The 25,491-nt window shown below is 62.1% G+C and carries 24 protein-coding genes; 8 read left to right on the top strand and 16 right to left on the bottom strand.

Annotation, left to right across the window (positions count from 1 at the left end; translation table 11 throughout):
- The first annotated feature begins 14 nt into the window (after nucleotides 1–14).
- The 3 genes from JOE32_RS16325 to JOE32_RS16335 are packed head-to-tail and all read left to right on the top strand — an operon-like array spanning nucleotide 15 to nucleotide 2,054.
- Complete coding sequence (locus JOE32_RS16325) at nucleotides 15–683, top strand: amino acid ABC transporter permease (RefSeq protein ID WP_209986224.1); 669 nt, start codon at nucleotides 15–17, stop codon at nucleotides 681–683.
- Nucleotides 680–1,330 carry an amino acid ABC transporter permease gene (locus JOE32_RS16330; protein WP_209986227.1) on the top strand — a complete coding sequence of 217 codons (651 nt, stop codon included), beginning with the start codon at nucleotides 680–682 and terminating at the stop codon, nucleotides 1,328–1,330. Before JOE32_RS16325 ends, JOE32_RS16330 begins: the two co-directional genes overlap by 4 nt.
- Nucleotides 1,317–2,054 carry an amino acid ABC transporter ATP-binding protein gene (locus JOE32_RS16335; RefSeq protein WP_209986230.1) on the top strand — a complete coding sequence of 246 codons (738 nt, stop codon included), beginning with the start codon at nucleotides 1,317–1,319 and terminating at the stop codon, nucleotides 2,052–2,054. Before JOE32_RS16330 ends, JOE32_RS16335 begins: the two co-directional genes overlap by 14 nt.
- Here JOE32_RS16335 and JOE32_RS16340 read toward each other — a convergent pair.
- The 4 genes from JOE32_RS16340 to JOE32_RS16355 form a co-directional block, all read right to left on the bottom strand.
- Nucleotides 2,026–2,559, bottom strand: a complete 534-nt coding sequence (locus JOE32_RS16340; protein WP_245229037.1) for a DUF1120 domain-containing protein — start codon at nucleotides 2,557–2,559, stop codon at nucleotides 2,026–2,028. The two genes, JOE32_RS16335 and JOE32_RS16340, sit on opposite strands and share 29 nt — an antisense overlap.
- On the bottom strand, nucleotides 2,549–5,020 hold the full coding sequence (locus JOE32_RS16345) for a fimbria/pilus outer membrane usher protein (protein WP_245229038.1): 2,472 nt from the start codon (nucleotides 5,018–5,020) through the stop codon (nucleotides 2,549–2,551). The genes JOE32_RS16340 and JOE32_RS16345 overlap by 11 nt, the downstream gene beginning before the upstream one ends.
- Nucleotides 5,021–5,027: 7 nt before the next feature.
- Nucleotides 5,028–5,690, bottom strand: a complete 663-nt coding sequence (locus JOE32_RS16350) for a fimbria/pilus chaperone family protein (RefSeq protein WP_307497670.1) — start codon at nucleotides 5,688–5,690, stop codon at nucleotides 5,028–5,030.
- A 157-nt stretch (nucleotides 5,691–5,847) separates the two neighbouring features.
- Entirely contained in the window at nucleotides 5,848–6,498 is a 651-nt protein-coding gene (locus tag JOE32_RS16355) for a DUF1120 domain-containing protein (protein WP_209986239.1), read from the bottom strand.
- 446 nt (nucleotides 6,499–6,944) lie between these two features.
- Here JOE32_RS16355 and ppx point away from each other — a divergent pair, with 446 nt between their 5' ends.
- A complete protein-coding gene (gene ppx / locus JOE32_RS16360; RefSeq protein WP_209986242.1) occupies nucleotides 6,945–8,447 on the top strand; it encodes an exopolyphosphatase in 1,503 nt (500 codons plus the stop codon).
- A gap of 65 nt (nucleotides 8,448–8,512) precedes the next feature.
- Here the strand turns inward: ppx and ppk1 are convergent, their stop codons facing one another.
- A complete protein-coding gene (gene ppk1, locus JOE32_RS16365; protein ID WP_209986245.1) occupies nucleotides 8,513–10,735 on the bottom strand; it encodes a polyphosphate kinase 1 in 2,223 nt (740 codons plus the stop codon).
- A gap of 18 nt (nucleotides 10,736–10,753) precedes the next feature.
- Nucleotides 10,754–11,767, bottom strand: coding sequence for a porphobilinogen synthase (gene hemB, locus JOE32_RS16370; RefSeq protein WP_209986248.1), 1,014 nt, complete (start codon nucleotides 11,765–11,767; stop codon nucleotides 10,754–10,756).
- Between the two features lie 208 nt (nucleotides 11,768–11,975).
- Here hemB and JOE32_RS16375 point away from each other — a divergent pair, with 208 nt between their 5' ends.
- Both JOE32_RS16375 and elbB read left to right on the top strand, forming a co-directional pair.
- Nucleotides 11,976–12,617, top strand: a complete 642-nt coding sequence (locus JOE32_RS16375) for a DedA family protein (protein ID WP_209986252.1) — start codon at nucleotides 11,976–11,978, stop codon at nucleotides 12,615–12,617.
- Nucleotides 12,618–12,721: 104 nt separating this feature from the next.
- Complete coding sequence (elbB, locus tag JOE32_RS16380) at nucleotides 12,722–13,387, top strand: isoprenoid biosynthesis glyoxalase ElbB (protein ID WP_209986255.1); 666 nt, start codon at nucleotides 12,722–12,724, stop codon at nucleotides 13,385–13,387.
- A gap of 3 nt (nucleotides 13,388–13,390) precedes the next feature.
- On the opposite strand, the gene JOE32_RS16385 is transcribed toward elbB, so the two are convergent.
- The 5 genes from JOE32_RS16385 to JOE32_RS16405 form a co-directional block, all read right to left on the bottom strand.
- Nucleotides 13,391–13,846, bottom strand: a complete 456-nt coding sequence (locus JOE32_RS16385; RefSeq protein ID WP_209986257.1) for a YaiI/YqxD family protein — start codon at nucleotides 13,844–13,846, stop codon at nucleotides 13,391–13,393.
- A gap of 159 nt (nucleotides 13,847–14,005) precedes the next feature.
- A complete protein-coding gene (locus tag JOE32_RS16390) occupies nucleotides 14,006–15,874 on the bottom strand; it encodes a cytochrome c/FTR1 family iron permease (RefSeq protein ID WP_209986260.1) in 1,869 nt (622 codons plus the stop codon).
- A 138-nt stretch (nucleotides 15,875–16,012) separates the two neighbouring features.
- The gene (locus JOE32_RS16395; protein WP_209986263.1) at nucleotides 16,013–16,645 is read right to left on the bottom strand and encodes a LysE family transporter; all 633 of its coding nucleotides are present in this window, start codon (nucleotides 16,643–16,645) and stop codon (nucleotides 16,013–16,015) included.
- A gap of 73 nt (nucleotides 16,646–16,718) precedes the next feature.
- Complete coding sequence (locus JOE32_RS16400) at nucleotides 16,719–17,282, bottom strand: mechanosensitive ion channel family protein (protein ID WP_057006403.1); 564 nt, start codon at nucleotides 17,280–17,282, stop codon at nucleotides 16,719–16,721.
- Nucleotides 17,282–19,192 (bottom strand): ATP-binding cassette domain-containing protein, encoded by a 1,911-nt coding sequence (locus JOE32_RS16405; protein ID WP_209986266.1) that lies wholly within the window; start codon nucleotides 19,190–19,192, stop codon nucleotides 17,282–17,284. The genes JOE32_RS16400 and JOE32_RS16405 overlap by 1 nt, the downstream gene beginning before the upstream one ends.
- A 50-nt stretch (nucleotides 19,193–19,242) precedes the next feature.
- Here JOE32_RS16405 and JOE32_RS16410 point away from each other — a divergent pair, with 50 nt between their 5' ends.
- Nucleotides 19,243–19,707 carry a TIGR02444 family protein gene (locus tag JOE32_RS16410; RefSeq protein ID WP_209986271.1) on the top strand — a complete coding sequence of 155 codons (465 nt, stop codon included), beginning with the start codon at nucleotides 19,243–19,245 and terminating at the stop codon, nucleotides 19,705–19,707.
- Here JOE32_RS16410 and JOE32_RS16415 read toward each other — a convergent pair.
- On the bottom strand, nucleotides 19,704–20,771 hold the full coding sequence (locus JOE32_RS16415) for an AlgP family protein (protein ID WP_209986274.1): 1,068 nt from the start codon (nucleotides 20,769–20,771) through the stop codon (nucleotides 19,704–19,706). The two genes, JOE32_RS16410 and JOE32_RS16415, sit on opposite strands and share 4 nt — an antisense overlap.
- Before the next feature lie 192 nt (nucleotides 20,772–20,963).
- Here JOE32_RS16415 and JOE32_RS16420 point away from each other — a divergent pair, with 192 nt between their 5' ends.
- Nucleotides 20,964–21,641: an FKBP-type peptidyl-prolyl cis-trans isomerase gene (locus JOE32_RS16420; protein ID WP_209986279.1), complete on the top strand. Its 678-nt coding sequence runs from the start codon at nucleotides 20,964–20,966 to the stop codon at nucleotides 21,639–21,641.
- Nucleotides 21,642–21,690: 49 nt separating this feature from the next.
- Here JOE32_RS16420 and rsd read toward each other — a convergent pair whose 3' ends face one another.
- The 4 genes from rsd to JOE32_RS25035 form a co-directional block, all read right to left on the bottom strand.
- Entirely contained in the window at nucleotides 21,691–22,149 is a 459-nt protein-coding gene (gene rsd, locus JOE32_RS16425; protein ID WP_169896174.1) for a sigma D regulator, read from the bottom strand.
- Nucleotides 22,150–22,355: 206 nt separating this feature from the next.
- On the bottom strand, nucleotides 22,356–22,877 hold the full coding sequence (locus tag JOE32_RS16430) for a disulfide bond formation protein B (protein WP_209990569.1): 522 nt from the start codon (nucleotides 22,875–22,877) through the stop codon (nucleotides 22,356–22,358).
- A 236-nt stretch (nucleotides 22,878–23,113) separates the two neighbouring features.
- A complete protein-coding gene (locus JOE32_RS16435; RefSeq protein WP_209986282.1) occupies nucleotides 23,114–24,355 on the bottom strand; it encodes a heme biosynthesis protein HemY in 1,242 nt (413 codons plus the stop codon).
- Between the two features lie 5 nt (nucleotides 24,356–24,360).
- Nucleotides 24,361–25,476, bottom strand: coding sequence for a uroporphyrinogen-III C-methyltransferase (locus JOE32_RS25035; RefSeq protein WP_307497079.1), 1,116 nt, complete (start codon nucleotides 25,474–25,476; stop codon nucleotides 24,361–24,363).
- Nucleotides 25,477–25,491: the final 15 nt, after the last annotated feature.

Consider the following 25,491-nt stretch of genomic DNA (forward strand, 5'->3'; position numbering starts at 1 on the left):
CACGGAGCTGAGTTATGGCGTATCAATTTGACTTCGTGCCGGTGCTGGCCAACACCGACCTGCTGTTACGCGGCGCGCTGTTCACCCTTGAGCTGACGGCCATCGGCGCGATCCTGGGGGTGGCCCTGGGCATCGTCGGGGCGGTGGTGCGCGCATGGAAGATCCAGCCATTCGCCTGGTGCTTCGGCGTCTATGTCGAGTTGATCCGCAACACACCGTTTCTGGTGCAGTTGTTCTTCATCTTCTTCGGCCTGCCGTCCCTGGGCCTGAAAATCACCGAATGGCAGGCCGCCGTGCTGGCGATGGTGATCAACCTTGGGGCCTATTCCACCGAGATCATCCGCGCCGGCATCCAGGCTATCCCGCGTGGGCAACTGGAAGCCGCGGCGGCGCTGGCGATGACGCGCGTCGAAGCGTTCCGCCACGTGGTGCTGCTGCCTGCGCTGGGCAAGGTGTGGCCGGCATTGAGCAGCCAGATCATCATCGTGATGCTCGGTTCGGCGGTGTGTTCGCAGATCGCCACCGAAGAACTCAGCTTTGCCGCCAACTTCATCCAGTCGCGCAATTTCCGTGCGTTTGAAACCTATGCCCTGACCACCCTGGTGTACCTGTGCATGGCGCTGATGATTCGTCAGTTGCTCAACTGGATCGGGCGCCGCTTTGTGATGAGGAACGCCCAATGAGTGATTTTTCGTTCTGGGACATCGTGCGCAACCTGCTCACCGGCCTGCAATGGACGCTGTTGCTGTCGCTGGTGGCCTTCGTCGGCGGCGGCGTGATAGGCCTGCTGGTGATGACGATGCGCATCAGCCGCAAGGCCTTTGCGCGCAATGTGGCGCGCGGCTATATCGAACTGTTCCAGGGCACGCCGCTGCTGATGCAGCTGTTCCTGGTGTTTTTCGGTGTGGCCCTGCTCGGCGTGGATATCTCGCCCTGGCTCGCCGCCGCGATTGCCTTGACCCTGTTTACCAGCGCCTACCTGGCCGAAATCTGGCGCGGCTGCGTCGATTCCATCGCCAATGGGCAGTGGGAAGCCTCGGCCAGCCTGGCGCTCAACCCGCTTGAGCAACTGCGCTACGTGATCCTGCCCCAGGCGCTGCGCATTGCCGTGGCACCCACCGTGGGTTTCTCGGTGCAGGTGGTCAAAGGCACCGCCGTGACCTCGATCATCGGTTTCACCGAACTGACCAAGACCGGCGGCATGCTCGCCAACGCCACCTTCGAACCCTTCATGGTCTACGGCCTGGTGGCCCTTGGTTACTTTCTGCTCTGCTACCCCTTGTCCCTCAGTGCGCGCTACCTGGAAAGGAGACTGCATGCCTCTGCTTAGAATTTCCGCCCTGCATAAGTATTACGGCGATCACCACGTCCTCAAGGGCATCGACCTGACCGTTGAGGAAGGCCAGGTGGTGGCGATCATCGGCCGCAGTGGCTCGGGTAAATCCACCCTGCTGCGCACCCTCAACGGCCTCGAATCGATCAACGACGGCGTGATCGAAGTCGATGGTGAATACATCGATGCGGCACGCGCCGACCTGCGCAGCTTGCGGCAGAAAGTCGGCATGGTGTTCCAGCAGTTCAACCTGTTCCCGCACCTCACCGTTGGCGAAAACGTGATGCTCGCGCCCCAGGTGGTGCAGAAAGTGCCCAAGGCCAAAGCCGCGCAGCTCGCCAGGCAGATGCTGGAGCGCGTGGGGCTCGGGGAAAAGTTCGACGCTTTCCCCGATCGCCTGTCCGGCGGCCAGCAGCAGCGCGTCGCCATTGCCCGCGCGCTGGCCATGTCGCCCAAGGTGCTGCTGTGCGACGAAATCACCTCGGCGCTGGACCCGGAACTGGTCAACGAAGTGCTCAGCGTGGTGCGTCAACTGGCCAGGGACGGCATGACGCTGATCATGGTCACCCACGAAATGCGCTTCGCCCGCGAGGTCGGCGACAAGCTGGTGTTCATGCACCAGGGCAAGGTGCATGAAGTGGGTGATCCGAAGGTGTTGTTCGCCAACCCGCAAACGGCGGAACTGGCCAACTTCATTGGTTCGGTGGAGCAGCCGGGCTGACCAGTTCGAAACTGCCCTGCCCTTGCAGCAATGTCCGGTAGCGCACCTGCAAGGCGTCGGCGGGCAGTTCGGCGTCGATCTCGACCTGAGCCGTCAATCGTCGACCTGTGGCCTGCGCCAGCAAGGTCTTGCCAGGCAGCAAGCGGTCATCGTCGGGTTCGCCTGACGACTGCGCTGCACGCCATTGCACAGGCCGCCCATCCACCTGCGCATGTTTGAGACTCAGGCGAAAACGCCCCTCGCGCCCAAAGCGATAGCCCTGCCCGTCAGCCGCCGCGCCATTGAAGCGCACACCGATGGCCGCGGGCGCAAGACACAGGATGTTCAAGTGCAGCGTGCGCGTTCCGAGGGCGACGGTGGCGCGGTCATCGAGGCTTTCGCGGTGAACCACGCCGTACTCGACCTGGGGCTGGCTGAGGGACAGTCGGCAGTTGTCGGCCCGCGCGGCATGGCTCATCACGCCGCCCCAGAGCATCAGGCACAGGGCCATGGGTTTAAAGCGCATGACACACCGCCGTCGTGGTTTCATATAGTTTCTCGTCGTCAGGCTTGCTGTCGGTTTCAAGGCGCAGCACGCAGGTGGAGGCATTCGGCAGCGTCACGCGCAGGCTTTGCGGCCCCTGAACGTCGCTCAGGTAGATCATGCCGTCGCCGACCACGCTGGTCAGGAAGCGATTGCCCTTGCCGAATACCGGCGATCCTTGAGTCAACGGCTTGCCCTGGTTGTCCTGCGCCTGGACCAGCACACGGCGCACCTTGACCACCTCGAAATCCACCGTACTGACGGAGCCACGCCCGGCGGTGAGGACCTGGGTGCCGTTTTTGAGGTCGACGCGTTTGGGCAGCGAGCGGGTCTGCACTTCGACACGGCTGTGGGTGTAAGCGGGCAATCCGGCAATCACCGCCTGCCCGGTAAAGTCGGTCCATACCGGCCCCTGGGGGGTATCGACCCTGGCCGAGCCAATGTCGCCCACCGACACGATGCCGAAGGTGTCCTGTACGGTATACGGCGAAAACGTCACGCCGCGCTTGTGGGCCACCACGCCTCCGCGCAGCTGCCCCGAGTAGGTGGCGCCCTGTGGGTCGCGGCTGACGCCCAGGCCGACCTGGGTATAGCGCGGCAACATGTTCAACTGGCCGCGAACCGATTGCTCGCGCGCCGAAACATCGCGCTCAACCGCCACCTCGTAGTTCACCGATTCGTTGACCCGTTCACTGAGGGCCGTGCCTGCATTGAGCTGTTGCCCGCGACGGCTGACGTAGCTGCTCAAGCGGCGGTCATCGCCCAACGGCACGCTGACCTGCAAGCGCACCGAAAGGTCGTTGTCCAGCCCCCGATCCCGGCGGTTCTCCAGCGCCGCCGTATGCTCACGTGCCTGCCTGCCGCCCACTCGGGAGTCGGCGATCAGGGTCACGTCGGCGCCGCTGAACGTTTTGTTCCACGACGCAAATACGTGCTCGAGCGATTGCCCGTCAAATTGTGCGCTGCGGCTGTATCCCACGCTGAAACCACCCAGTGCCGGATCAACCCAGGTCATGCCCGCCGTGTACTGGTTTTTGAAGCGAGAATCCAGGGTATCCAGCCGTGAGGATCGTCCGGCTTCAAGAACCTCGCGATAACCAAGGCTTTGAGTGGTGGCGCTGAGGGTGACGTCAAGGTCGGCATACACCGGACTGCTCAACGACAAGGTGCTGCGCGCTCCGGACACCGCGTCGCGTGTGTCGCGGGACAGGTTATGCCGGGTGCTCACGGAAACTTTCTGGAAGAACACGCTACCCAGGCTCGCCCCGACGGCGCCGTAATCCTCGCTGCCCAACACACCCAGGCCCGCCGATGTGGAGCCGCCCAGGCCCCAGGTGCCGCTGCCCATGACAACCGAAGGCGTCTGGTTTTCGCCGGGTGCCGATTCACGCACCTTGCCCACCGACAGGTAGTAACCCGGCGCCGCCTGCGCAGCCCCCTGGAACGAGGCCGCCGGCACGACAAAACTGCGCCTGGCCCCGCGCACATCAATGACGCTCACCTCCAGGTCGCTGGTGCCGTTGAGCAACGGCAAACCGGTCAGCCGGAAAGGCCCCTCGGGCACCAGTGTGGTGTGGATCAACACCCCGGATTGGCGCACCTCGATTCGCGACTGACTTTGGGCCAGCCCCTCAACCACCGCATTATTGCTGCCCGCTGGCGTGCGTGACTGACCGTCGGGCGCCAACTGGAAACCGGAAAACTGAACACCGCCAAACACTGGACTGTTGCTGGACAACTGCCCCGCCTGAAACGTGGAATGCAGCGCTGCTATATCTCGCTGGGCGTAGGCGTACAGATGCTCGGTGCGCGCCTTGCCATCGTCGGACACATAGAACTGGCGACTGCGCACGATCCAGTCGCCCAGGTTGAAACCGGCCTCGGTATAGGCCGACACATACCGGCTGGACCCACTGCGCGAGCGGCTGTCAAAGCCCAGCACGTCATAATTGAACAACGCCGCCGCACCGCCGCTGGAAAAACCCGTGGCCTCCCATTCAGGCGCACGCAGTGACTGGGTCGGCACGACCAGCGTGACTTCGTCCGAGCCGGGGCGCAATCGCACCATGGTCGCTGGGAAGGCGCCCAGGAAGTCATGGCAGGCCTGGTCCGGCGTCGCACCTTCGCGCAGCACCCCGGCGGGCTTTACCAGCCCGGCCTTGGCCAGAAGCCCTGGGGTAAAGCACAGCTGGCCGCTGGAATCGAATTGCGCATCCACCAACCCCAACGGGTTGCCGTTGACGCGCAAGCCCACCACCTGAGAGCCCTCGCGAAAACGCGCGGCATTGCGAAAATAGTCGGAGACCCTGGGGTCGATGCCATGGGCGTTCAGGGCCACGAGATCAAAGCCTTCTCCCACCTCCAGCGCCGATGCGAAGCCGGGCAGGCCGCACAGCGTCGCCAGTCCAACAAGTATCGTGGGTCGGCGTTTGGGTCTGCTCATACGCCGATCAACCCCCGCTGGCATTGATCGTGGTCCGGTAGTTATCCACCGAGAAGCCATAGACCGTTGCCGGTTGAATCTCGACGGTGGACACGTCGGCCATACCGCCTTCGACCGTGGCGCGCAGGGTCTCCCCCGGCAGAATGTAAGTGCGCGGTAACGTCGCCACGCCCGTTTTGGGAAGCAGACGCACTTCGGGTGCCAGGCGCACCACGTAGGCGCTGTCGTTTTGCACCGACAGATGTTCGCCAACCCGCGTCCACTTGAGTAACTCCCATGGCGATTCATGCCGAGGCAAACCCTTGGGGTGCAGGATCAGTGGCAGGTTCTGGCGCAACGTGATGCCAATGGTCGCGCCGCCCGCCGCGCGCGCCTGGGGAATGCCCTCGAATGACACGCGCTTGAGCCGCTGGGTCTTGAGCGGCGTTTTCAGGGTGCTGATGAACCGCACCAATTGAATATCGCCCGCCTCCACCCGCGTGACAGGCGGCGTGACAATGACCAACGGCTCGTGATCCTCGGGCACGTTCTCCACCACCGAATGAAGAAGCGCCGGTCCGTCATCGGTGTTGATGATATTGATCGTGGCTTCGCCGTCTTCCTCATACAGCATGACCAACGTGCTTTCAGGTCGCATGCCACCCGCCACGGCGACCGCCGACAAACAGATACATACACTTGCACTCCAAAGAAGTGCCTTGCTTATTATTGAAAGACCACGCACGTGAGTTCCCCATGACTTGCAAAGCCACTGCCGATAATTAAGCACCCATATAAAAACAGCCGACAAGAAATGAATCGCTTCTTTATCGGCTGCACACTGTTACTTAGAGGTAACTCAGCACCAGCGTGGCGCGACCGTCGATAGTGACGTCACTGCTCAGGTTCAGGTCCTGTGCCTTGTTGATAACCGCCTTGACGGCAATGGTGCCGGTCATTTGAGTCACCGATACCGGGCTGAGAGATGAACTATTGCGCCACGAATACTGGCTGGGCACCTGGGCAACCTTGCCGTCGCTGGTTTGCCAGGCACCGCTGCTGCTGGTTCGCATGATGGGATAGAGAGTTGTGGCCGAAGACCTCAGGTCTTTCAGGGTGATCGAGTAGCCACCGGTTCGCCTGCTGGCGACAGAGCCGAGGCCATAGTTCTGCGCTTCGGTGAAGCCTGCGCCCAGGATACCAGGGACCTTGCTGCCGGCTTGCAGGTCGGTAAACGCCAGCCCGAACCTGGCGGGTGTGGAACCGCAGTTGATCGACAGCGAGGTGGTGCGCTCTTCACGCGGATTGAACGCCGTTTGCGACAACTCGCCGGAACGAATGACGCCGTAATCGATGGTACCGCTCCCCGTCAAACTGAGGTTGCAGGAGGCCGGTGTGATCGTCCCCCTGACAGACAACTGGGCACTGGTGGAGGCCTGGGCATTGACCGCAGCCGCCAGACACGCAATAACAAATGTCATTCCAACAATTTTTTTCATAATCATCCTGTCACTGAGAGTTATCAGGTGCATTTACTGTTTTTGAATTCCAAAAGCATAAATAAATAACACCACGGCAAAATCGCCGAGTGACAGTCTGTCGCTTTGTCAGCCCGCAAAAGAATAAGACAACACGTCAATTACTGTGGGAACCATTAAAACCAACTGCCGTTTTAAACGCCCTGCGGCTGTAAGCAAACTCAAAACACAGATGAGAACTTAATCGTTGCAGTTGTAGCCGGAATCGCCGTCAGCTTTACAACAGCGCAAGGTCAAAATTCCTACATAGTCATCCGCAACTTTCAACATAGGTACAGAGCAACAGCCTACATTTCCTGCAACACCCCTCTGCAAAAGGCCTCAGGAAAATTACCGCAGCACTACGCGTTGGCGCCAGCGGTCGATCGTGGCACGATGGCAAGGTTATCGACCGAGAGCCCCAAACCATGCCGCAATCCCAAGCCAAGAATCTGTCCCTGATCGCTGCCATAGACCTGGGCTCCAACAGCTTTCACATGGTCGTGGCCAAGGCCCAGAACGGTGAGATCCGCATCCTTGAGCGGCTCGGCGAAAAAGTGCAGTTGGCGGCCGGCATCGACGACGCGCGCCAGCTCAACGAAGAATCCATGCAGCGCGGGCTCGATTGCCTCAAGCGCTTTGCCCAACTGATCAACGGCATGCCATTGGGCGCAGTGCGCATCGTCGGCACCAATGCCCTGCGTGAAGCGCGCAACCGGGGCGAATTCATCCGCCGTGCCGAAGAGATCCTCGGTCACCCGGTGGAAGTCATCTCCGGCCGTGAAGAAGCGCGCCTGATCTACCTCGGCGTGTCCCACACCCTCGCAGACACCCCCGGCAAGCGTCTGGTGGCGGACATCGGCGGCGGCAGTACCGAGTTCATCATCGGTCAGCGATTCGAGCCACTGCTGCGTGAAAGCCTGCAGATGGGTTGCGTCAGCTACACCCAGCGTTATTTCAAGGACGGCAAGATCACCCCGGCGCGCTATGCCCAGGCCTACACCGCCGCGCGGCTGGAGATCATGAGCATCGAGCATGCCCTGCACCGCCTCACCTGGGATGAGGCCATTGGCTCCTCCGGCACCATCCGCGCCATCGGCCTGGCCCTGAAGGCCGGCGGCCATGGCACCGGCGAAGTGAATGCCGAAGGGCTGGCGTGGCTCAAGCGCAAACTGTTCAAGCTGGGCGATATCGAGAAAATCGACTTCGACGGCATCAAGCCCGACCGCCGCGCCATTTTCCCGGCCGGCCTTGCGATTCTCGAAGCGATCTTCGACGCCCTCGAGCTGCAACGCATGGACCACTGCGACGGCGCCCTGCGTGAAGGCGTGCTGTACGACCTGCTGGGCCGTCATCACCACGAAGACGTGCGCGAGCGCACCCTCACCTCGTTGATGGAGCGTTATCACGTCGACCAGGAACAGGCCGCCCGCGTGGAGCGCAAGGCGCTGCATGCGTTCGACCAGGTGGCCGCCGACTGGGACCTGGAAGACGGCGTCTGGCGCGAGCTGCTGGGCTGGGCCGCCAAGGTGCATGAGGTGGGCCTGGACATCGCCCACTACCATTACCACAAGCACGGCGCCTACCTGATCGAGCACTCGGACCTCGCCGGCTTTTCCCGGGAAGACCAGCAAATGCTTGCGCTGCTGGTGCGCGGCCATCGCCGTAACATTCCCAAGGACAAGTTCGCCGAGTTCGGCGACGACGGCATCAAGCTGATCCGCCTGTGTGCGCTGCTGCGCTTTGCGATCCTGTTCCACCACATCCGTGGCACCCAGGAAATGCCCCAGGTCACCCTGCGCGCCAACGGCGACAGCCTGGACGTGGTGTTCCCCGAAGGCTGGCTGGACGAGAACCAACTGACCCAGGCGGACTTCGCCCAGGAAGCCGAGTGGCTGACGCGGGTGGGGTTCAGCCTGAACCTGCGCTAAAGCACACCACAAAACAAATGTGGGAGGGGCTTGCTCCCTCCCACATTTTCAGACCCTATTGTCTGTTAGTTCACCGACAAAATCGGGCTACCCAGCTTCTCCAGCAACGTCGCCTGCGCACTGCGCGGGTTCTGGTTGCCGGTTGGCGTGTTGCGCACGTAGCGGCCGTCCGACTGCAGGCTCCAGCTGTGGGTGTTATCGGTGAGATAACTTTCCAGCTCCTTCTTGACCCGCATGATCAGCTTCTTGCCCTCTACCGGGAAGCAGGTCTCCACGCGCTTGTCGAGGTTGCGCTCCATCCAGTCGGCACTGGAGAGGAACATCTGCTCTTCACCGCCGTTGAGGAAGTAGAACACCCGCGTGTGCTCCAGGAAGCGGCCGATGATCGAGCGCACGTGGATGTTGTGCGACACCCCGACGATGCCCGGACGCAGGCAGCACATGCCGCGCACCACCAGATCGATGCGTACGCCGGACTGGCTGGCCTTGTACAGCGCGCGGATGATCTTCGGATCGGTCAGCGAGTTGAACTTGGCAATGATGTGCGCCGGTTTGCCGTCGAGGGCGAACTGGGTCTCGCGGGCAATCATGTCGAGCATGCCCTTCTTGAGCGTGAACGGCGCGTGCAGCAGCTTCTTCATGCGCAAGGTCTTGCCCATGCCGATCAACTGGCTGAACAACTTGCCGACGTCTTCACACAACGCGTCGTCGGAGGTCAGCAGGCTGTAGTCGGTGTAGAGCTTGGCGTTGCCGGCGTGGTAGTTGCCGGTACCCAAGTGCGCGTAACGCACGATCTCACCGGCCTCGCGGCGCAGGATCAGCATCATCTTGGCGTGGGTCTTGAAGCCGACCACGCCGTAGATCACCACCGCGCCGGCCGCCTGCAGGCGGCTGGCCAGTTGCAGGTTGGACTCTTCGTCAAAGCGCGCACGCAGCTCGATCACCGCCGTGACTTCCTTGCCGTTGCGCGCGGCGTCGACCAGGGCGTCGACGATTTCCGAGTTGGCGCCGGAACGGTAGAGGGTCTGGCGCACAGCCAGCACATGCGGGTCCTTGGCAGCCTGACGCAGCAGGTCGACCACTGGCGTGAACGACTCGAACGGGTGCAGCAGCAGGATGTCCTGCTTGCTCACCACGCTGAAAATGTTCTCGCTGTTTTGCAGCAGCTTGGGGATCTGCGGGGTGAACGGCGTGTATTGCAGCTCCGGGTGACTGTCCAGGCCGGTGATGCTGAACAGCCGCGTGAGGTTGACCGGGCCATTGACCTGGTACAGCTCGGACTCGGCGAGGTTGAACTGCTTGAGCAGGTAGTCCGACAGGTGTTTGGGGCAGGTGTCGGCCACTTCCAGGCGCACGGCATCGCCGTAGCGTCGCGAAAACAGCTCGCCACGCAGAGCGCGGGCCAGGTCTTCGACGTCTTCGGAATCCAGCGCCAGGTCGGCGTTACGGGTCAGGCGGAACTGGTAGCAGCCCTTGACCTTCATGCCCTGGAACAGGTCATCGGCGTGCGCGTGGATCATCGACGACAGGAATACATAATTGTCGCCAGCGCCCCCCACCTCTTCCGGTACCTTGATGATGCGTGGCAACAGGCGCGGCGCCGGGATGATCGCCAGGCCCGAGTCGCGGCCGAACGCATCGATGCCTTCCAGCTCGACGATGAAGTTGAGGCTCTTGTTCACCAGCAACGGGAACGGGTGCGTCGGGTCAAGGCCGATGGGGGTGATGATCGGCGAAATCTCGTCGCGGAAATAGCGACGCACCCAGGTCTTGATCTTGGTGGTCCACTGACGACGACGGATAAAGCGAACCTGATGCTTCTCCAGCTCCGGCAGCAGGATGTCGTTGAGGATTGCGTACTGGCGGTCCACATGGCCGTGCACCAGCTCGCTGATACGCGCCAGTGCCTGGTGCGGCTGCAGGCCGTCGGCGCCGGCCTGTTCACGGGCGAAGGTGATCTGCTTCTTGAGGCCGGCCACGCGGATCTCGAAGAACTCGTCCAGGTTGCTGGAGAAGATCAGCAGGAACTTGAGCCGCTCCAGCAGCGGGTAGGACTCATCCAGCGCCTGCTCCAGCACGCGGATGTTGAATTGCAGCTGTGACAGCTCGCGGTGGATGTACAGGCTGCTGTCATCCAGGTTGGTCACCGCGACCACCGGGGCCGGCGCAGGCACATCGGCGACCACGGCAGGCGGGGCCTGCTCAAGCTCCGGCGGGGTCTCGGCGACTTGTTCAACCACCGGGTGAGCGTCTTTTACGGCAACGTCGGTAAGTCCTTCGGTATTCATCGAGTGTTCCTGTGAGGGCTATTGTTGCTCTCTAAGCAATTGGGCTGCGCGGGCGGCAAAATAGGTCAGGATGCCATCGGCCCCGGCACGTTTAAAGGCAGTCAGGGATTCTAGGATTCCCCCTTCACTCAACCAGCCATTCTGTATTGCCGCCATGTGCATGGCGTATTCGCCGCTGACCTGATAGACAAAGGTCGGCACCTTGAATTCCTGTTTGACCCGGTAAAGGATGTCCAGGTACGGCATACCGGGCTTGACCATCACCATGTCGGCGCCTTCGGCCAGGTCGGCCGCCACTTCGTGCAGGGCCTCATGGCTGTTGGCCGGGTCCATCTGGTACGAGGCCTTGTCGGCCTTGCCCAGGTTCAGCGCCGAGCCCACCGCATCGCGGAACGGGCCGTAATAGGCGCTGGCGTACTTGGCCGAATAGGCCATGATCCGCACATTGACGTGGCCGGCCAGCTCCAGGGCTTCGCGGATCGCCTGGATGCGACCGTCCATCATGTCCGACGGCGCCACCACCTGGGCGCCTGCGGCGGCATGGGACAACGCCTGTTTGACCAGCGCATCGACGGTGATGTCGTTCTCGACATAACCGTCCTGATCCAGAATGCCGTCCTGGCCATGGGTGGTGAACGGGTCTAGCGCCACGTCGGTGATGATACCCAGTTGCGGGAAGCGCTCGCGCAGGGCGCGGGTAGCGCGCTGCGCAATGCCTTGCGGGTTCCAGGCTTCGGCGGCATCCAGAGACTTGAGCGCAGGCGGCGTCACGGGAAACAGCGCCAGCGCCGGGATCCCCAGTTCAACCCACTGCGCCGCTTCTTCAAGCAGCAGATCAAGGGTCAAGCGCTCCACACCCGGCATCGACGCCACCGCTTCCCGGCGATTTTCACCGTCGAGCACAAACACCGGCAGGATCAGGTCATTCGTCGTCAGCACATGTTCACGCACCAGGCGGCGAGAAAAATCATCACGACGATTGCGACGCAGACGAGTGGCGGGGAACAGGCGATTGGCAGGGGTAAAGCTCACGACAGACTCCTGAGCCCGCGTTTCACGGGCGAGCGTTGCAGTTATAAGCGGCCATTATGACGAAGGAATGACAGTTGTGCTTATCGGCGCGACCTGTAGGCACATTCGTCATTCACGTAGGAATTGTTCACTTCGTGACACATCTCGATACTTTCATGAATCTTCGTGAAGGCGTAGGCTGCGCGTTCATTTCGCCAGCACCCAGACCATGCTTCAACAATTTCTGCATGACTTCGGCTACTTTGCCCTCTTCCTCGGCACGTTCTTCGAAGGTGAGACCATTCTGGTACTCGCAGGCTTCCTGGCGTTCCGTGAATACATGGACATCAACCTGGTGGTGGTGGTGGCCTTTTTCGGCAGCTACGCCGGCGACCAGCTTTGGTATTACATGGGCCGCAAGCACGGCCGCAAATTGCTGGCGCGCAAGCCGCGCTGGCAATTGATGGGCGACAAGGCCCTGGAGCACATCCGCAAGCACCCGGATATCTGGGTGCTGAGCTTCCGCTTCGTCTACGGATTGCGCACGGTGATGCCCGTGGCAATCGGCCTGTCGGGGTACCCGCCGCTGCGCTATCTGGTCCTCAACGGCATTGGCGCTGCGATCTGGGCAGCAGCGTTGGGCGCAGCGGCCTATCACTTTGGCGCTGTGCTTGAAGGCATGCTGGGCAGCGTGAAGAAATACGAGCTGTGGGTGCTCGGCGCCCTGATCCTGCTGGGCTTTGTGCTGTGGCTGCGGCGCCGCTTCAAGAATGCGCGGATTGCCCGCGAAGAATGCGCCCAGGCCAGGGCCCGAGAGGCGGCCGACCCCGTTGCGGCCGAAACGCCTGTCGAGCAAACCGACCGCAAATAATGAACACCCCGCCGCCGTTGCGATCCATCTAGAGAGCGTTCCGTGCGGGGGGTGCCGGTTACCCGTCAATCGCCATCCCACGCCATCAACCAGGAGAAATGCCCATGAGCAAAAAAATTGCAGTGATCCTTTCCGGCTGCGGCGTGTACGACGGTGCAGAAATCCAGGAATGCGTGATCACCCTGCTGCGCCTGGATCAGCGCGGTGCTCAGGTCCAATGCTTTGCTCCGGATATGGCGCAGTTGCACGTGATCAATCACCTCACGGGCGAAGAGATGCCCGAGTCGCGCAATGTGCTGGTGGAGTCGGCGCGCATCGCCCGTGGTGAGGTCAAGGACATTGCTGAAGCCAGCGCCGCCGACTTTGACGCGCTGATCGTGCCGGGCGGGTTTGGCGCGGCGAAGAACCTGTCGAATTTCGCCGTGCAAGGTGCCGCTTGCAGTGTCAACCCGCAGGTACTGGCGCTGGCCGAAGCCTTTGCCGAAGCCGGCAAGCCAGTGGGCCTGATCTGCATCTCGCCAGCCCTGGCCGCGAAGATCTACGGCCCGGGCGTGACCTGCACCATCGGCAACTGCGCCGACACCGCCGCCGCCCTCGACAAGATGGGCGCCACGCATCAGGAATGCGCGGTGGAGGATATTGTCGAGGACTACGCGCGCAAGCTGGTGAGTACGCCGGCCTACATGCTGGGCAAGAACATCAGTGAGGTGGCTTCGGGCATCAATAAGTTGGTGGATCGCGTGCTGGAACTGACTCACGAGAACGACTGAGGGTCAGGACTGGCGCATCAATTGGGTCAGAATACGGTCCAGTGAGTTGGCGAACGCCTGTTTGTCCTTCTCGCCATGGGGCGGCGGCCCGCCACCCATCTGACCTTGTTCACGCAGGTCGGTGAACAGGTTGCGCACCGCCAGCCGTTCGCTCATGTTGGCCGGGCTGAATTCCTTGCCACGCGGGTCAAGGGCGGTGACGCCCTTTTTCACCAGGCGATCGGCCAGAGGCACATCGCTGCAAATCACCAACTCGCCGGGCGCGGCGTGTTCCACCAGGTAATCGTCCGCCGCATCCGGCCCGCTGGGCACCACGATCAGCTTCACGCAGGCAAAGCCTGGCTTGATCTGACTCTGCCCGGCTACCAGAACCACTTCGAACCGGCGCTTGAGGGCGAACTTCACCACCTGATCCTTGGCCGCCCGAGGGCAGGCGTCGGCATCGATCCATACGCGCATACAGCATCTCCACACATGCAATTGTGGGAGCAAGCCCCCTCTTATCAAACACAAAATAGCGTGCTGATTTCAAACCCTGAAATTTCAGGCAGCCACAAAGGCTCCAGTTTGCTGCGCGACAGCGCTAAGCCGAAGACCCGGCGGAGCCTCCCACATTTTTTACCGGCTGCGGCGGTACAACACCACAATCGCCAGGATAGCCACCGCCTGCGCGCTTAACGAATACGCGTCGGCGTGAATCCCCAGCCAGTCGAACTCAAAGAACGCCACCGGCCGTGTGCCAAAGACACCGGCCTCCTGCAGGGCCTTGACGCCATGCCCGGCGAACACCACCGACAGCGCGCACAGCAGCGCTGCGTTGATGCCGAAGAACAGTGCCAGCGGCAACCTCGCCGAGCCGCGCAGAATCACCCAGGCCAGGCCCACCAACAACACCAGCGCCGTGGCGCCACCGGCCAGTACCGCGTTGTGCCCGGCCGGGCCGGCTTGCAGCCACAGGGTTTCGTAGAACAGGATCACCTCGAACAGCTCGCGGTACACCGAGAAGAACGCCAGCAGCGCAAAGCCGAACCGCCCGCCGCCGCCCACCAGGCTGCTCTTGATGTAATCTTGCCAGGCCGCCGCATGACGGCGGTTGTGCATCCACACGCCAAGCCACAGCACCATCACGCTGGCGAACAGCGCCGTGCAGCCTTCGAGCAGTTCGCGCTGGGCACCGCTGACGTCGATCACGTACGCCGCCAATGCCCAGGTCGCGAGGCCGGCCACCAGCGCCAGGCCCCAGCCCACATTGACACTGCGCACCGCCGATTGCTGGCCGGTATTGCGCAGGAACGCAAGGATCGCCGCCAGCACCAGAATCGCCTCCAGGCCTTCGCGCAGCAGAATCAACAGGCCGGAGATATAGCTCAGCGACCAGCTCAAGCCGTCGCTGCCGAGCAGGTCGGCGGACTCGCCGAGCTTGCCCTTGGCCACGTCCAGGCGCTGCTGCACCTGTTCCAGCGGCAGGCCGTCCTGCAGCGACTGCCGATAGGCCATCAGGGCTTTCTCGGTGTCCTTGCGCACGTTGGCGTCGACGTTGTCCAGCGAGCTTTCCACCAGCTCGAAGCCTTCCAGGTAGGCCGCAACGGATAAGTCGTAGGCCTGCTCGTGGTCACCGCTACGGAACGCGGCGATGCTTTTGTCCAGCGTGGTGGCGGTGTATTCAAGCAATTGCGCGGGGCCGCGCGTGACCTGCGGTGGCTGCGCACGCTGGGCGCGGAAGGTCGCGGCGGCGGCCGGGCCGCTGGTGGTCAGCACCTCATTGGGGGTCTGGCGGGCCAGGTCAGCGAGGTTGAAGGGCTGCCCGCTCCTGGCCGCGGCCGGGTCGGCGGTGAAGCCCGCAAGGTAGGTGGCCAGGTCCCAACGCTGACGGTCGTCCAACTGATCGGCGAACGATGGCATATCGCTGCCTTCGATGCCCAGGCCAAGGGTATTGTAGATCGCGTAGAGGCTCAGGCGGTCGAAACGCGCCGCGTCGCGCAGGTCACCAGGCGCAGGCTCCATGCCCAGCGCGGCCGGGCCGTCTCCGGCGCCGGTGGCGCCATGGCACACCGAGCAATGCTGAGCGTAGAGCGGCGCACCGCGCGCCGGGTCCGGCGTAATGGCCGGTGCCTGGCTGACTTCATAGGCCACCGCCAGCCTGGCGCCCAATTGCCGGGCCTGGCGGGCCACTGTGGCGGCGTCCGCACGGGCGCTGACAGCGGCCAGCAACTGATCGACGCCTGTAACCAATTCGGCGCGTTCAGGCTTTTCCGGCAACTGCGCGACCAGCCCCTGCAATGCGCCGATAGACTCCACTTGCTCGCGGTAGTGCGATGGATCCACCACCTCGCCCGCCGCCACGGTCGGTGGGTAGTCGGCGCTAACGTAGTCCAGCAGATGCAAGGCTTGTGGGGCACCTTCGGCGGTGGCGGCCAGCAGATTGAGGCTGCACGACATCAACCCCGGCAACAGCAGCCAGGCGAGAAAACGGAAGGGGGCGGTCATGAATGAATCTCAGGGGGAAATACGAAGTAACACTATTGTTCAGCTTTAACCGATTGGACTCAAGCTTATTTGACACCGCCACACACCACTGTGGGGGGACTTGCTCCCTCCCACAGGTTGATCTGTGTTCAGTGCACGTTATGCCGTGGCGCGGTGCAGGCTGGCGAGGAAACCTGCTGCCCCCACGAACAACCCGGCGAACGTGCGGTTCACGCGCTTCTGCTGCGTGGGCGTGCGCAACAGGCGCAGGACTTTGGAGGCCAGCCCGGTGTAACCGGCCATCACGATCATGTCGACGCTGATCATGGTCGCGCCGATGATCAGGTACTGGATCGCCAGCGGCGCCTGCGGATTCACGAACTGCGGCAACACCGCCAGCATGAACACCAAGGCCTTGGGGTTGCTGGCATTGACCAGGAAACCGCGAAACATCATGGCCATCGGCTTGCCGATCTGGCGCGGAGTGGCGTCATCGGTGAGGTCCATGGGCAAGGCGCGCCATTGCTTGATGGCCAGGTACACGAGATACGCCACGCCAAACCATTTGATCGCATAGAACGCGGTGGACGACGTCGCCAGAATGGCACCCAGCCCCCCCGCCACCACGGCAATCTGCATCGCCAGGCCCAGTTGCAGGCCAATGGCGTTCCAGTAGCCACGCGCAAAACCGTATTGCAGGCCGCTGGACATCGAGGCGATAGCGCCCGCGCCAGGGGACAGGGAGATGATCCAACTGGCGAGGAAAAACGCCAGCCATGTGTCGAGTGCCATTGCACACCTCAAGGGGGAGTTTGCTGTTGTGCCCTAAGCTAACGCCGCCGAATGAAGGCTGGCTATCAGTTTTTTACAGCGGCGAGATATTGCCGGGCCAGCGCCGCACCGAACGCTGGAAGAACAGGCTGTTGGGCACCTGCACAATGGCACTGTTGGTGCCGGCCTCTTCCACTTCGATCAACGTGGTGTAAAGCAGGTTGATCGCGACCACGCGCCCCTTAACGCCGGGCTTGTCGACGGTGTCCACCAGTTCGACGATGTCACCCAGGCGAAACGGCCCGACGGTAAAGATCAAAATCGCGCACAGCAGGTTGGACAACACCGACCACATGGCGAAGAACGCCACCGCCGCCACCGCCACGAACCCTGACAACGCCGTCCACAACACCGTGGCGGAAACGCCCAGGCGGCCCAGCACGAAGATCAACGCACTGCCCATGATCAGCCAGCGCAGCCCACCGCGCAGGGGCATCAGCAACTGGGGCGGGAACGGGTAGCGCTCACCCAAGCGAGTCAGGCCCTTGGCAACGAAGCGCTGGGCAAAATAGCCGGCCAGCAGAATGAGCAGGATCTGCACACCGATCCAGATCGGCGCCACCCATTGCGCCGGCAGTGGCAGTTGCAGCGCTTCCATCAGGACAGCGCCTCCAGCTCCGCTTGCAGGGATTCCAGCAGTTCGAGGGCTTCCATCCAGGTTTCCTCCAACTGGCCTTCACGCACCTTGAGTCTGGCCTGCTCGGCCAGCAGGTCGCGCAACTCATCCTTGCGTGCGGCCTCGTACACGGCGCTGTCACCCAGGCTGGCTTCGATGCTGGCCAGGCGCTCGTGCACCTTGCCCAACTCAGCTTCCAGCTTGTCGGCTTCGCGCTTGTGCGGCGCCAACTGCTGGCGCAAGGCGGCAGCGGCCTGGCGCTGGGCCTTCTTGTCGGTCTTGTCCGGGTTGACTGGCGTGTTGCTGGCCGGCGCGTTGCGCAGACGGTAATCGGTCAGCCAGCGTGCGTAGTCATCCAGGTCGCCATCGAACTCTTCGACTTTGCCGTCAGCCACCAGCAGGAAGTTGTCGGTGGTGCTCTTGAGCAAGTGACGATCGTGAGACACCACCAGAACCGCGCCGCTGAACTCCTGCAAGGCCATGGTCAACGCCAGGCGCATTTCCAGGTCCAGGTGGTTGGTTGGTTCGTCGAGCAGCAGCAGGTTCGGCCGGTCCCAGGCGATCAAAGCCAGGGCCAGGCGGGCCTTTTCGCCGCCGGAAAAGTTCAGCACCGGTTCATCGATGCGCGCGCCACGGAAGTCGAAACCGCCGAGGAAATCGCGCAGGACCTGTTCACGTTCGGTCGGCGCCAGCCGCTGCAGGTGCAGCAACGGGCTGGCCTTGGAATCGAGCGAGTCGAGCTGGTGCTGGGCGAAGTAGCCCACCACAGTGTTTTCGCCGCGGGTGAGGCGGCCGGCCAGCGGCGAAAGCTCACCGGACAGGTTCTTGATCAGCGTCGACTTGCCCGCGCCGTTGGGGCCGAGCAAACCAATGCGCGCGCCCGGCGTAAGCTGCAGCCGGACCTTCTCCAGGATGGTCTTGTCGCCGTAACCCAGGCGCGCATCCGAGAGGTCCAGCAACGGGCTGGAGATTTTCACCGACTCGCGGAACACGAAGTCGAACGGCGAATCCACGTGGGCCGCCGACAGTTCTTCCATGCGCTCCAGGGCCTTGATGCGGCTCTGTGCCTGGCGCGCCTTGGTGGCCTGGGCCTTGAACCTTGCGATGTAGCTTTCCATGTGCGCCCGCTGCGCCTGTTGTTTCTCGAACGCCTGTTGCTGCTGGGCCAGGCGTTCGGCGCGCGCGCGCTCGAAGGCGGTGTAGCCGCCACGGTAGAGGGTGATTTTCTTCTGTTCGACGTGGGCGATGTTGTCGACCACGGCGTCAAGGAAATCCCGGTCGTGGGAAATCAGCAGCAAGGTGCCCTGGTAGTTCTTGAGGAAGTCTTCCAGCCACAGGATCGCATCGAGGTCTAGGTGGTTGGTCGGCTCATCGAGCAGCAGCAGGTCGGAGGGGCACATCAGCGCCTGGGCCAGGTTGAGGCGCATGCGCCAGCCGCCGGAGAAGTCGGCGACCGGGCGGTCCATCTGTTCGTTGGCAAACCCCAGGCCGGCGAGCATTTTGCGCGCGCGGGCGTCGGCGGTGTAGCCATCGGCGCTGTCCAGCTCGGCGTGCAGGCGGGCCTGGGCGGCGCCGTCCTGGGCTTTCTCGGCCTCGGCGAGGTCGTGTTGCACCTGACGCAGACGCAGGTCGCCATCGAGCACGTAGTCGATCGCGATGCGGTCCAGGGTGTCGATCTCCTGGCGCATATGGGCGATGCGCCAGTCGGCCGGCAGCAGGCAGTCTCCGGAATCCGGGGTCAGCTCACCGAGCAACAAGGCGAACAACGTGGATTTTCCGGCGCCATTGGCACCGATCAGGCCGGCTTTGTGACCGGCGTGCAGGGTCAGCTCGGCATCTTCAAGAAGACGTTGCGGGCCACGCTGTAATGTTAGGCTTTGAAGTCGGATCATAATGGCGGCGGAGTCTACCAGCTTCGTTGGCCGCTGGCTTGGGTGTGAATATGTGCGCTGACCTGTGGAGCTTTGCCCTATCGACCTACGCCCGTCCCGGCGTCGAAGCCGCGTGCCTGCGCTTGCAGGAAACTGGCGCGGATGTGTGCCTCTTACTGTGTGGCGCCTGGCTGGAGGCGCGGGGCGTAGCGCCGAAGGCCGAACGTCTGGAGGCGTTGCAGCAGCTTGCTCGTCCGTGGCGCGAACAGGTTGTCGAGCCGTTGCGAGCGCTACGCGTGCAATGGCGTGAATTGGCGCAGCAGGAGGGTCAACTGGAGCCGTTACGCACGGCGGTCAAGGCGCTGGAACTGGAAGCGGAACGGGCGCTGTTGACTCGCCTGGAACAACTGGCGCAGGGCTGGCCGCAGGATGAGGCGAAGGGTCACTACGGATGGCTTGAAGGCCTGGCGACCGAAGTCGCCAACCTTGACCACAACGCGCTCCAGCAACTGCGCGTCGTGGTTGCCAGCACTTAGGAAGCGCTGGTTGGCGTGGTGCCTGGTGCTGCCGGTGCAGAGGTGCTGCTGGCCGGTGCGGTTGGAGCGGTGGATGCTGTCGAAGTAGCGGTCGATGCAGCAGGCTTGGCCGGTGCTGGTTTTGCAGCAGCAGGTTTGGCAGCTGGCTTGGCGGCCGGTTTTGCAGCAGCTGGTTTAGCAACTGGCTTGGCGGCCGGTTTCGCAGCGGCTGTTTTAGCAACTGGCTTGGCAGCTGGTTTTGCAGTAGCTGTTTTAGCAACCGGCTTGGCAGCTGGTTTTGCAGCAGCTGTTTTAGCAACCGGCTTGGCAGCAGGTTTTGCAGCAGCTGTTTTAGCAACCGGCTTGGCAGCTGGTTTTGCAGCAGCTGTTTTGGCAACTGGCTTGGCGGCCGGTTTTGCAGCAGCTGTTTTGGCAACTGGCTTGGCAGCTGGTTTCGCAGCGGCTGTTTTAGCAACTGGCTTGGCAGCTGGTTTTGCAGCAGCTGTTTTAGCAACCGGCTTGGCAGCTGGTTTCGCAGCGGCTGTTTTAGCAACTGGCTTGGCAGCTGGTTTTGCAGCGGCTGTTTTAGCAACTGGCTTGGCAGCGGCTTTAGCCGGAGCCTTCGCTGCAGCGGCCTTGCTCGCAGGCTTTTTAGCCGTGCTTGCCGCGACCGCTTTGGCTGGCGTACGCGCGCCCAGGGCCTTGGCGACGGCCTCTTTCACACGACCAACGCCCTGGGCCAGCTTCAGGCTTTCCTGAGCGTCTTTTTTCAGTTGGGCAATATAAGTGCGGGTCTCAGACTGGCGATCTTTGAGAGCGTCCAGCAAGTCTTCGAGTTCTTTGACTGCGTCTTTGGCCTTGGCTTGTGCCTTGGACTTGCCTGCAGTGGCGGCGTCTTGCAGTTTGGTGCGGGATTTGTGCAGCTTTTCCTGCGCTTTGCCGCGTTGTTTTTCCAGTTTGGCGAGCAGTTTTTCTGCATCGGCCAAGGCCTGGGCACAAGCGCTTTCCAGATGTTCGAGCAGGCTGCCCGACAGTTGTTGGAGCAAATGCAACGGGGTATTAACAGGCTTCTGTTTGGCCGACATGGTTTACCTCCTGACTGACGTGGGTGCGGCTCATACTAGCCCTCTGCTCTTACCGCCGCTAGCGCATGTTGACAGTATCGATTGACTTGCGTTGCGCCCTGCGAAAATTCTTATCGGCCTGACCGGAATCCACGACACTTTTTACCCTTCCACACTGGCATAATCCGTCGCACTTTCGGCGGGAGCATGCCCATGTCGCGTTACCTTTTTCTTGTGCTTGGCTTGAGTGTTTGCGTCGCTGACGCGAGCGAACAATCGCCGTCCAGCGCGGCTACCCAAGACCAGCATGACCTCGCGTACAGCCTGGGCGCCAGTCTTGGTGAACGGCTGCGCCAGGAAGTCCCCGACCTGCAGATCCAGGCCCTGATCGACGGACTCAAACAAGCCTATCAAGGCAAGCCGTTGGCGCTGGACAGCGCGCGTATCGAAAAACTGCTTGCCCAGCACGAGGCACAGACTGAGGCCGATGCACAGGCGCCCCAAAGTGAAAAGGCACTGGCCGCCGAGCAACACTTTCTCGCCAAGGAAAAAGCCGCGCCCGGTGTGCGCGAATTGGCCGATGGAATCCTGCTCACGGAGCTGACGCCGGGTAACGGCAACAAGCCGGCAGCCAGTGATCAGGTTCAAGTCAAATACGTGGGTCGGTTGCCGGACGGCACGGTGTTCGATCAGAGCACGCAACCGCAGTGGTTTCGCCTGGACAGCGTGATCAGCGGCTGGCGCAGTGCGTTGCAGCAGATGCCGGTGGGCGCAAAATGGCGCCTGGTGATTCCATCGGCACAGGCCTATGGCGCAGACGGCGCGGGGGAGTTGATCCCGTCCTACACACCGCTGGTGTTTGAGATCGAATTGCTGGGCACGCGTCATTGAGCCAAAAAAAACGGTGCGACATGCGCACCGTTTTTTGTACCGCCAAGGGTCAGGCCTGGGTAACAGCCTCGTCCTTGTGAGCGTTGTGCAGCACTTCGATCAGGCAATCTTCCAGTTCGAAACGCTCATGCAACAATGCACCCAACTCTTTGAATTTTTCAGCAACACATTTGCCCGCATCACACAGGTCGTTGAAGGCAACGAGCTTCTCAGTGATCGCGTCGAGGCGAGGATAAAGCGTATCTGCCAACTCCAACCCACGCTCATCACCGAAGGCTTCTGCTTCCTTGGTCAACTGATCGTAGACGCCGAAATGGCCGGCTGACACGTAGTCCATCAGCACACCGCAGAAGTCCTGCAGCAATTCGCCGTTTTCGGCCAGCGCTTCGGGCTTGGCGCCTAGCGCATCGAAGGACCGAATCAGTTCGTGACGTGCCTTCAACCAGCTGTCTATCAGCTTGTGCACCCCACCCCAGCGTTCCTGGGCATTCCGGCAACTTTCCAACATGATGATCTCTCTTCCCTAGGGGATGCGTTCGCCTTGTGCCGCGCAACACTCAACGGTGAAGCGCCAGCCGCACGAAGCTGCAACTGACAATCGGTTTCAATGACGCGTGCGGGCCAGATTATGCCCGCATGACTATGGCTTCAAGGTACGCAGGACAGAAAGTTCATACAAGCGTTTAATCCCGTCCTACGAATAGCCTTGCACAGTCATTGCCTCGCAACGGCCGCTCGGCGACCGGACAACAGCGGTGAAAACTGCAGGATGCCCAATATCAGCATCGCTACGAAAAACAACAGGCTCCACTCTGGAAGGCTCAGGTCAAACAGTGTCCAGTTGATCTCGACGCAATCGGCGGTGCCCCTGAACGTCAGTTGCAGCGCCTGCCATGGCGACAGGTTTTCAATCATGTATTGCAGGTTCGGCCAGCAGTCGCCTGTCTGCTCCGGAGCGGCATTCTGCAACAGCACTTGGCGCGCGGCCGTAACGGCACCGAGTAATGCGCAGCCCATACTCGCCAGACCGTAAAAGTAGCTGGCCGAACGTTTTGGATTATGGAGGGCGGCGAGAAGATTGATCAGCACGAAGGTGGCAATCAGGATGCGTTGCACTTGGCACAGGAAACAAGGCCGTAACAACGCACCGTACTCAAGATAAAAAGACGCACCCAACGTCAGCGCACCGGCCACGAAGGCCAGAAGAAACAAGGAGCGTGAAGGGGCCAAAGACATTGTTATCCGTACCGCAAGAGATAGGTCGTTACGGTAGAGGAAAGTCCTGCCGCCTTTCAATACGCGCAGGGGCAGACAATTCCGCGAGAACACAGGGATATGCCGTCAGACCCTGGATGACTTCAAGAAGCTGTCGGTAGGAATTTACTACGCGGCGACCTGAACCAGGTGTTACGCGGTAATTGATGGGTTGACCCTCAGAATCGTCCGAGCCAACCCACATCACTTTTCCTACTTCAAACCCGTGCGGGGACCGGCAAGGGAGACGCCAGAAGCCGGCTGTCCAACAAGCCCAGGCCTTCCTGAAACAACTGGTTGCTGCGCTCGGTATCGCCCAATTGAGCCAACAGGCGTGCCAGTTCAGCACAGGCCTCAGGATTGCGCTGCACCCGCAGGCTGCTTTCCAGGTAGTCACGCGCCTTGCCCCACAGACTATTCTGCAGGCACAGGCGGCCCAGAGTCAGCAACAGGCTGGCATCGCCAGGGTGGTCCTTGAGCCAGCCTTCGGCAAATTTCAGCTGCCGCGCCGGATCGCTGCCGCGCAGCAAACCGTAGAGTCGGATCAGGTGACTGTCGTAGCCGCGCTTGATAGCACCGCGCAGGGCTTCCTCGGCTTGCGCATCCGCCCCCAATTGGCGCAGTTGCTCAGCGTAGGCCAGTACCAGTTGCGGCTCCTGACGCTGTGCGGATGTCAGCTGCTGCCAAGCCCGCTCCAGCGACTGCAACCCCGCTTCGCCCTGTTCTTCGCGCTGTACGGCCAGACCGAGATTTTCACCCCAGGCGCGGCGCTCCAGTTCAGCCAGCTCGGCGGCAGGCAGCACCTTGTCCTTGCGCAACTCGGGCAGCAATCGGATCACCGACGACCAATCGCCACGCTGCTGATGCAGACGTTGCAACTGGCGCAGCACCTGCGCGTTATGAGGATGACGTGCATGCATGGCCTGCAGGGTGGTCAACGCGCCGTCGGTATCGCCGCGATCCATCTGCAACTGTGCATGACTCAAGGCGACCGCCAGTTCGGCCTGGGGCTGACGCTCCAGCGCGCGCTCCAACAGGCTGTCGCACTCCTCGTAACGCCCTTGCTCGTTGGCGGCGCGGGCGGCGCCGAGGTAGTAAAGCAAAGGCTGACGCTCCGCCTCGGCAGCGCGGTGCAGATGGCGCTCGGCGCTGGCCCAACGGCCTTCGGCGAGGTCCATCTGGCCTTGTTCGATTGCGATCTGCACGCGACGGCTGCGATTGCGCCGCGACCACGGGTTGACCACACCACCGGAGGTCATCACCAGACTCAGCAATACCCGCAGCAGGTAGATCACCAGGCCGATCACAAAGATCGCGACCAGCGTCGCCCAAAGGCTCGACTCATAATGCAGCAGGTGCGGATAGGTAATCAGCACGTAGCCGGTGTGTTTCGAAATGCCCACAGCCAGAGTCAGAGCAATGACAATCGCCAGCACCAGGATCACATAGAAACGCTTCATCGGCTCTACTCCTGGGTCGTCGGCTTGCTTGCCGACGCCTTGGCCTCATCGGCAGACAAATGACGACGCTCGAGGTAGGCCTGCACAGCAGCCAGGCTCGCGGCGAGGTCCGGCGTCACCACCGAAACGGCCTTGGGCTCAAGCTCGGCGATACGTGCCAGCATGGCCTTGCTCTGCGGATTGTCCTGATTGAAGTTGTCCTGCAACACGCTGCGCGCCTCGCCCAGCGAGCGGCTGTACACCGCCGATTCGCCATTGAGCGCCGCCCACTGCGCCTGCTCCAGGGCCAGGCTGAGGGCCAGGCGCACCTGATTCAGGCCCTGGCCTGCCAGCAATGGGCGAATCGTGTCGTCAGGGTTGAAGTTGATGCGGAAGTAACGGGAAATCTGTTCCCACCACTGGCTCAGGCGGTTTTGCGTATCGTCGGTAGGGCGCCCCTGGGACGCGGGCTCGGTGAGTGAATACTCCGGCGCGATAGCCGACAGTTGCACCACCTGATCACGCAGTGCCGCCAATTGCAGGTACAACCCGGTGCGGTCCGGCTGCTCGGTGCTGCGCAGCGCCGCCAGGCTCTTGGCCAACTGTTCACGGGCGGCGTAAGCGCCAGGATCGCTCTGTTCGCGAAGGATCTCGTCGGCACCCTGGACCAGCGACTGGGCACTGTTGATGTCCTGCAGGGCAGACAGGCGCAGGCTCGCCAGGCGGATCAGGTGCTCGGCCTCAGCCAGACGCCAATCCTTGCGGCTGGCGCCCAGCACGGTTTCCAGGCGCTGGTTCAGTCGCTGCTGGTCACCCTGCAATTGGGCAACCAGGCGCCGACGCTCTTCCAGTTCATCCGCAGCCGGCAGTTGCGCCAGACGCGCGGCCAGTTGCTGCTGGCTCTGCTTGAGGCTCTGGGACTGGTCGTCGAGGGTCTGCACCTGGCCCAGCTGTTGCTGGCTGCTGGCTTGCAGCGCACGCACCTGCCACACCCCCCAACCGCCAACGGCAACGCCTGCGGCGCCGAGCAGCAAGGCGACGATTGCCAGGCCATTACCACGGCGTGGCGCGGTAACCGGTGTCTCGACCGGCGCATCGAGCGCGGGCTGAGTCTCATCTTTAGGCAAGGCTGTTTCGCTCACGTATCCGTCCTTTGC

The sequence above is a fragment of the Pseudomonas sp. PvP025 genome (genome assembly GCF_017832155.1).
Classification (GTDB): domain Bacteria; phylum Pseudomonadota; class Gammaproteobacteria; order Pseudomonadales; family Pseudomonadaceae; genus Aquipseudomonas.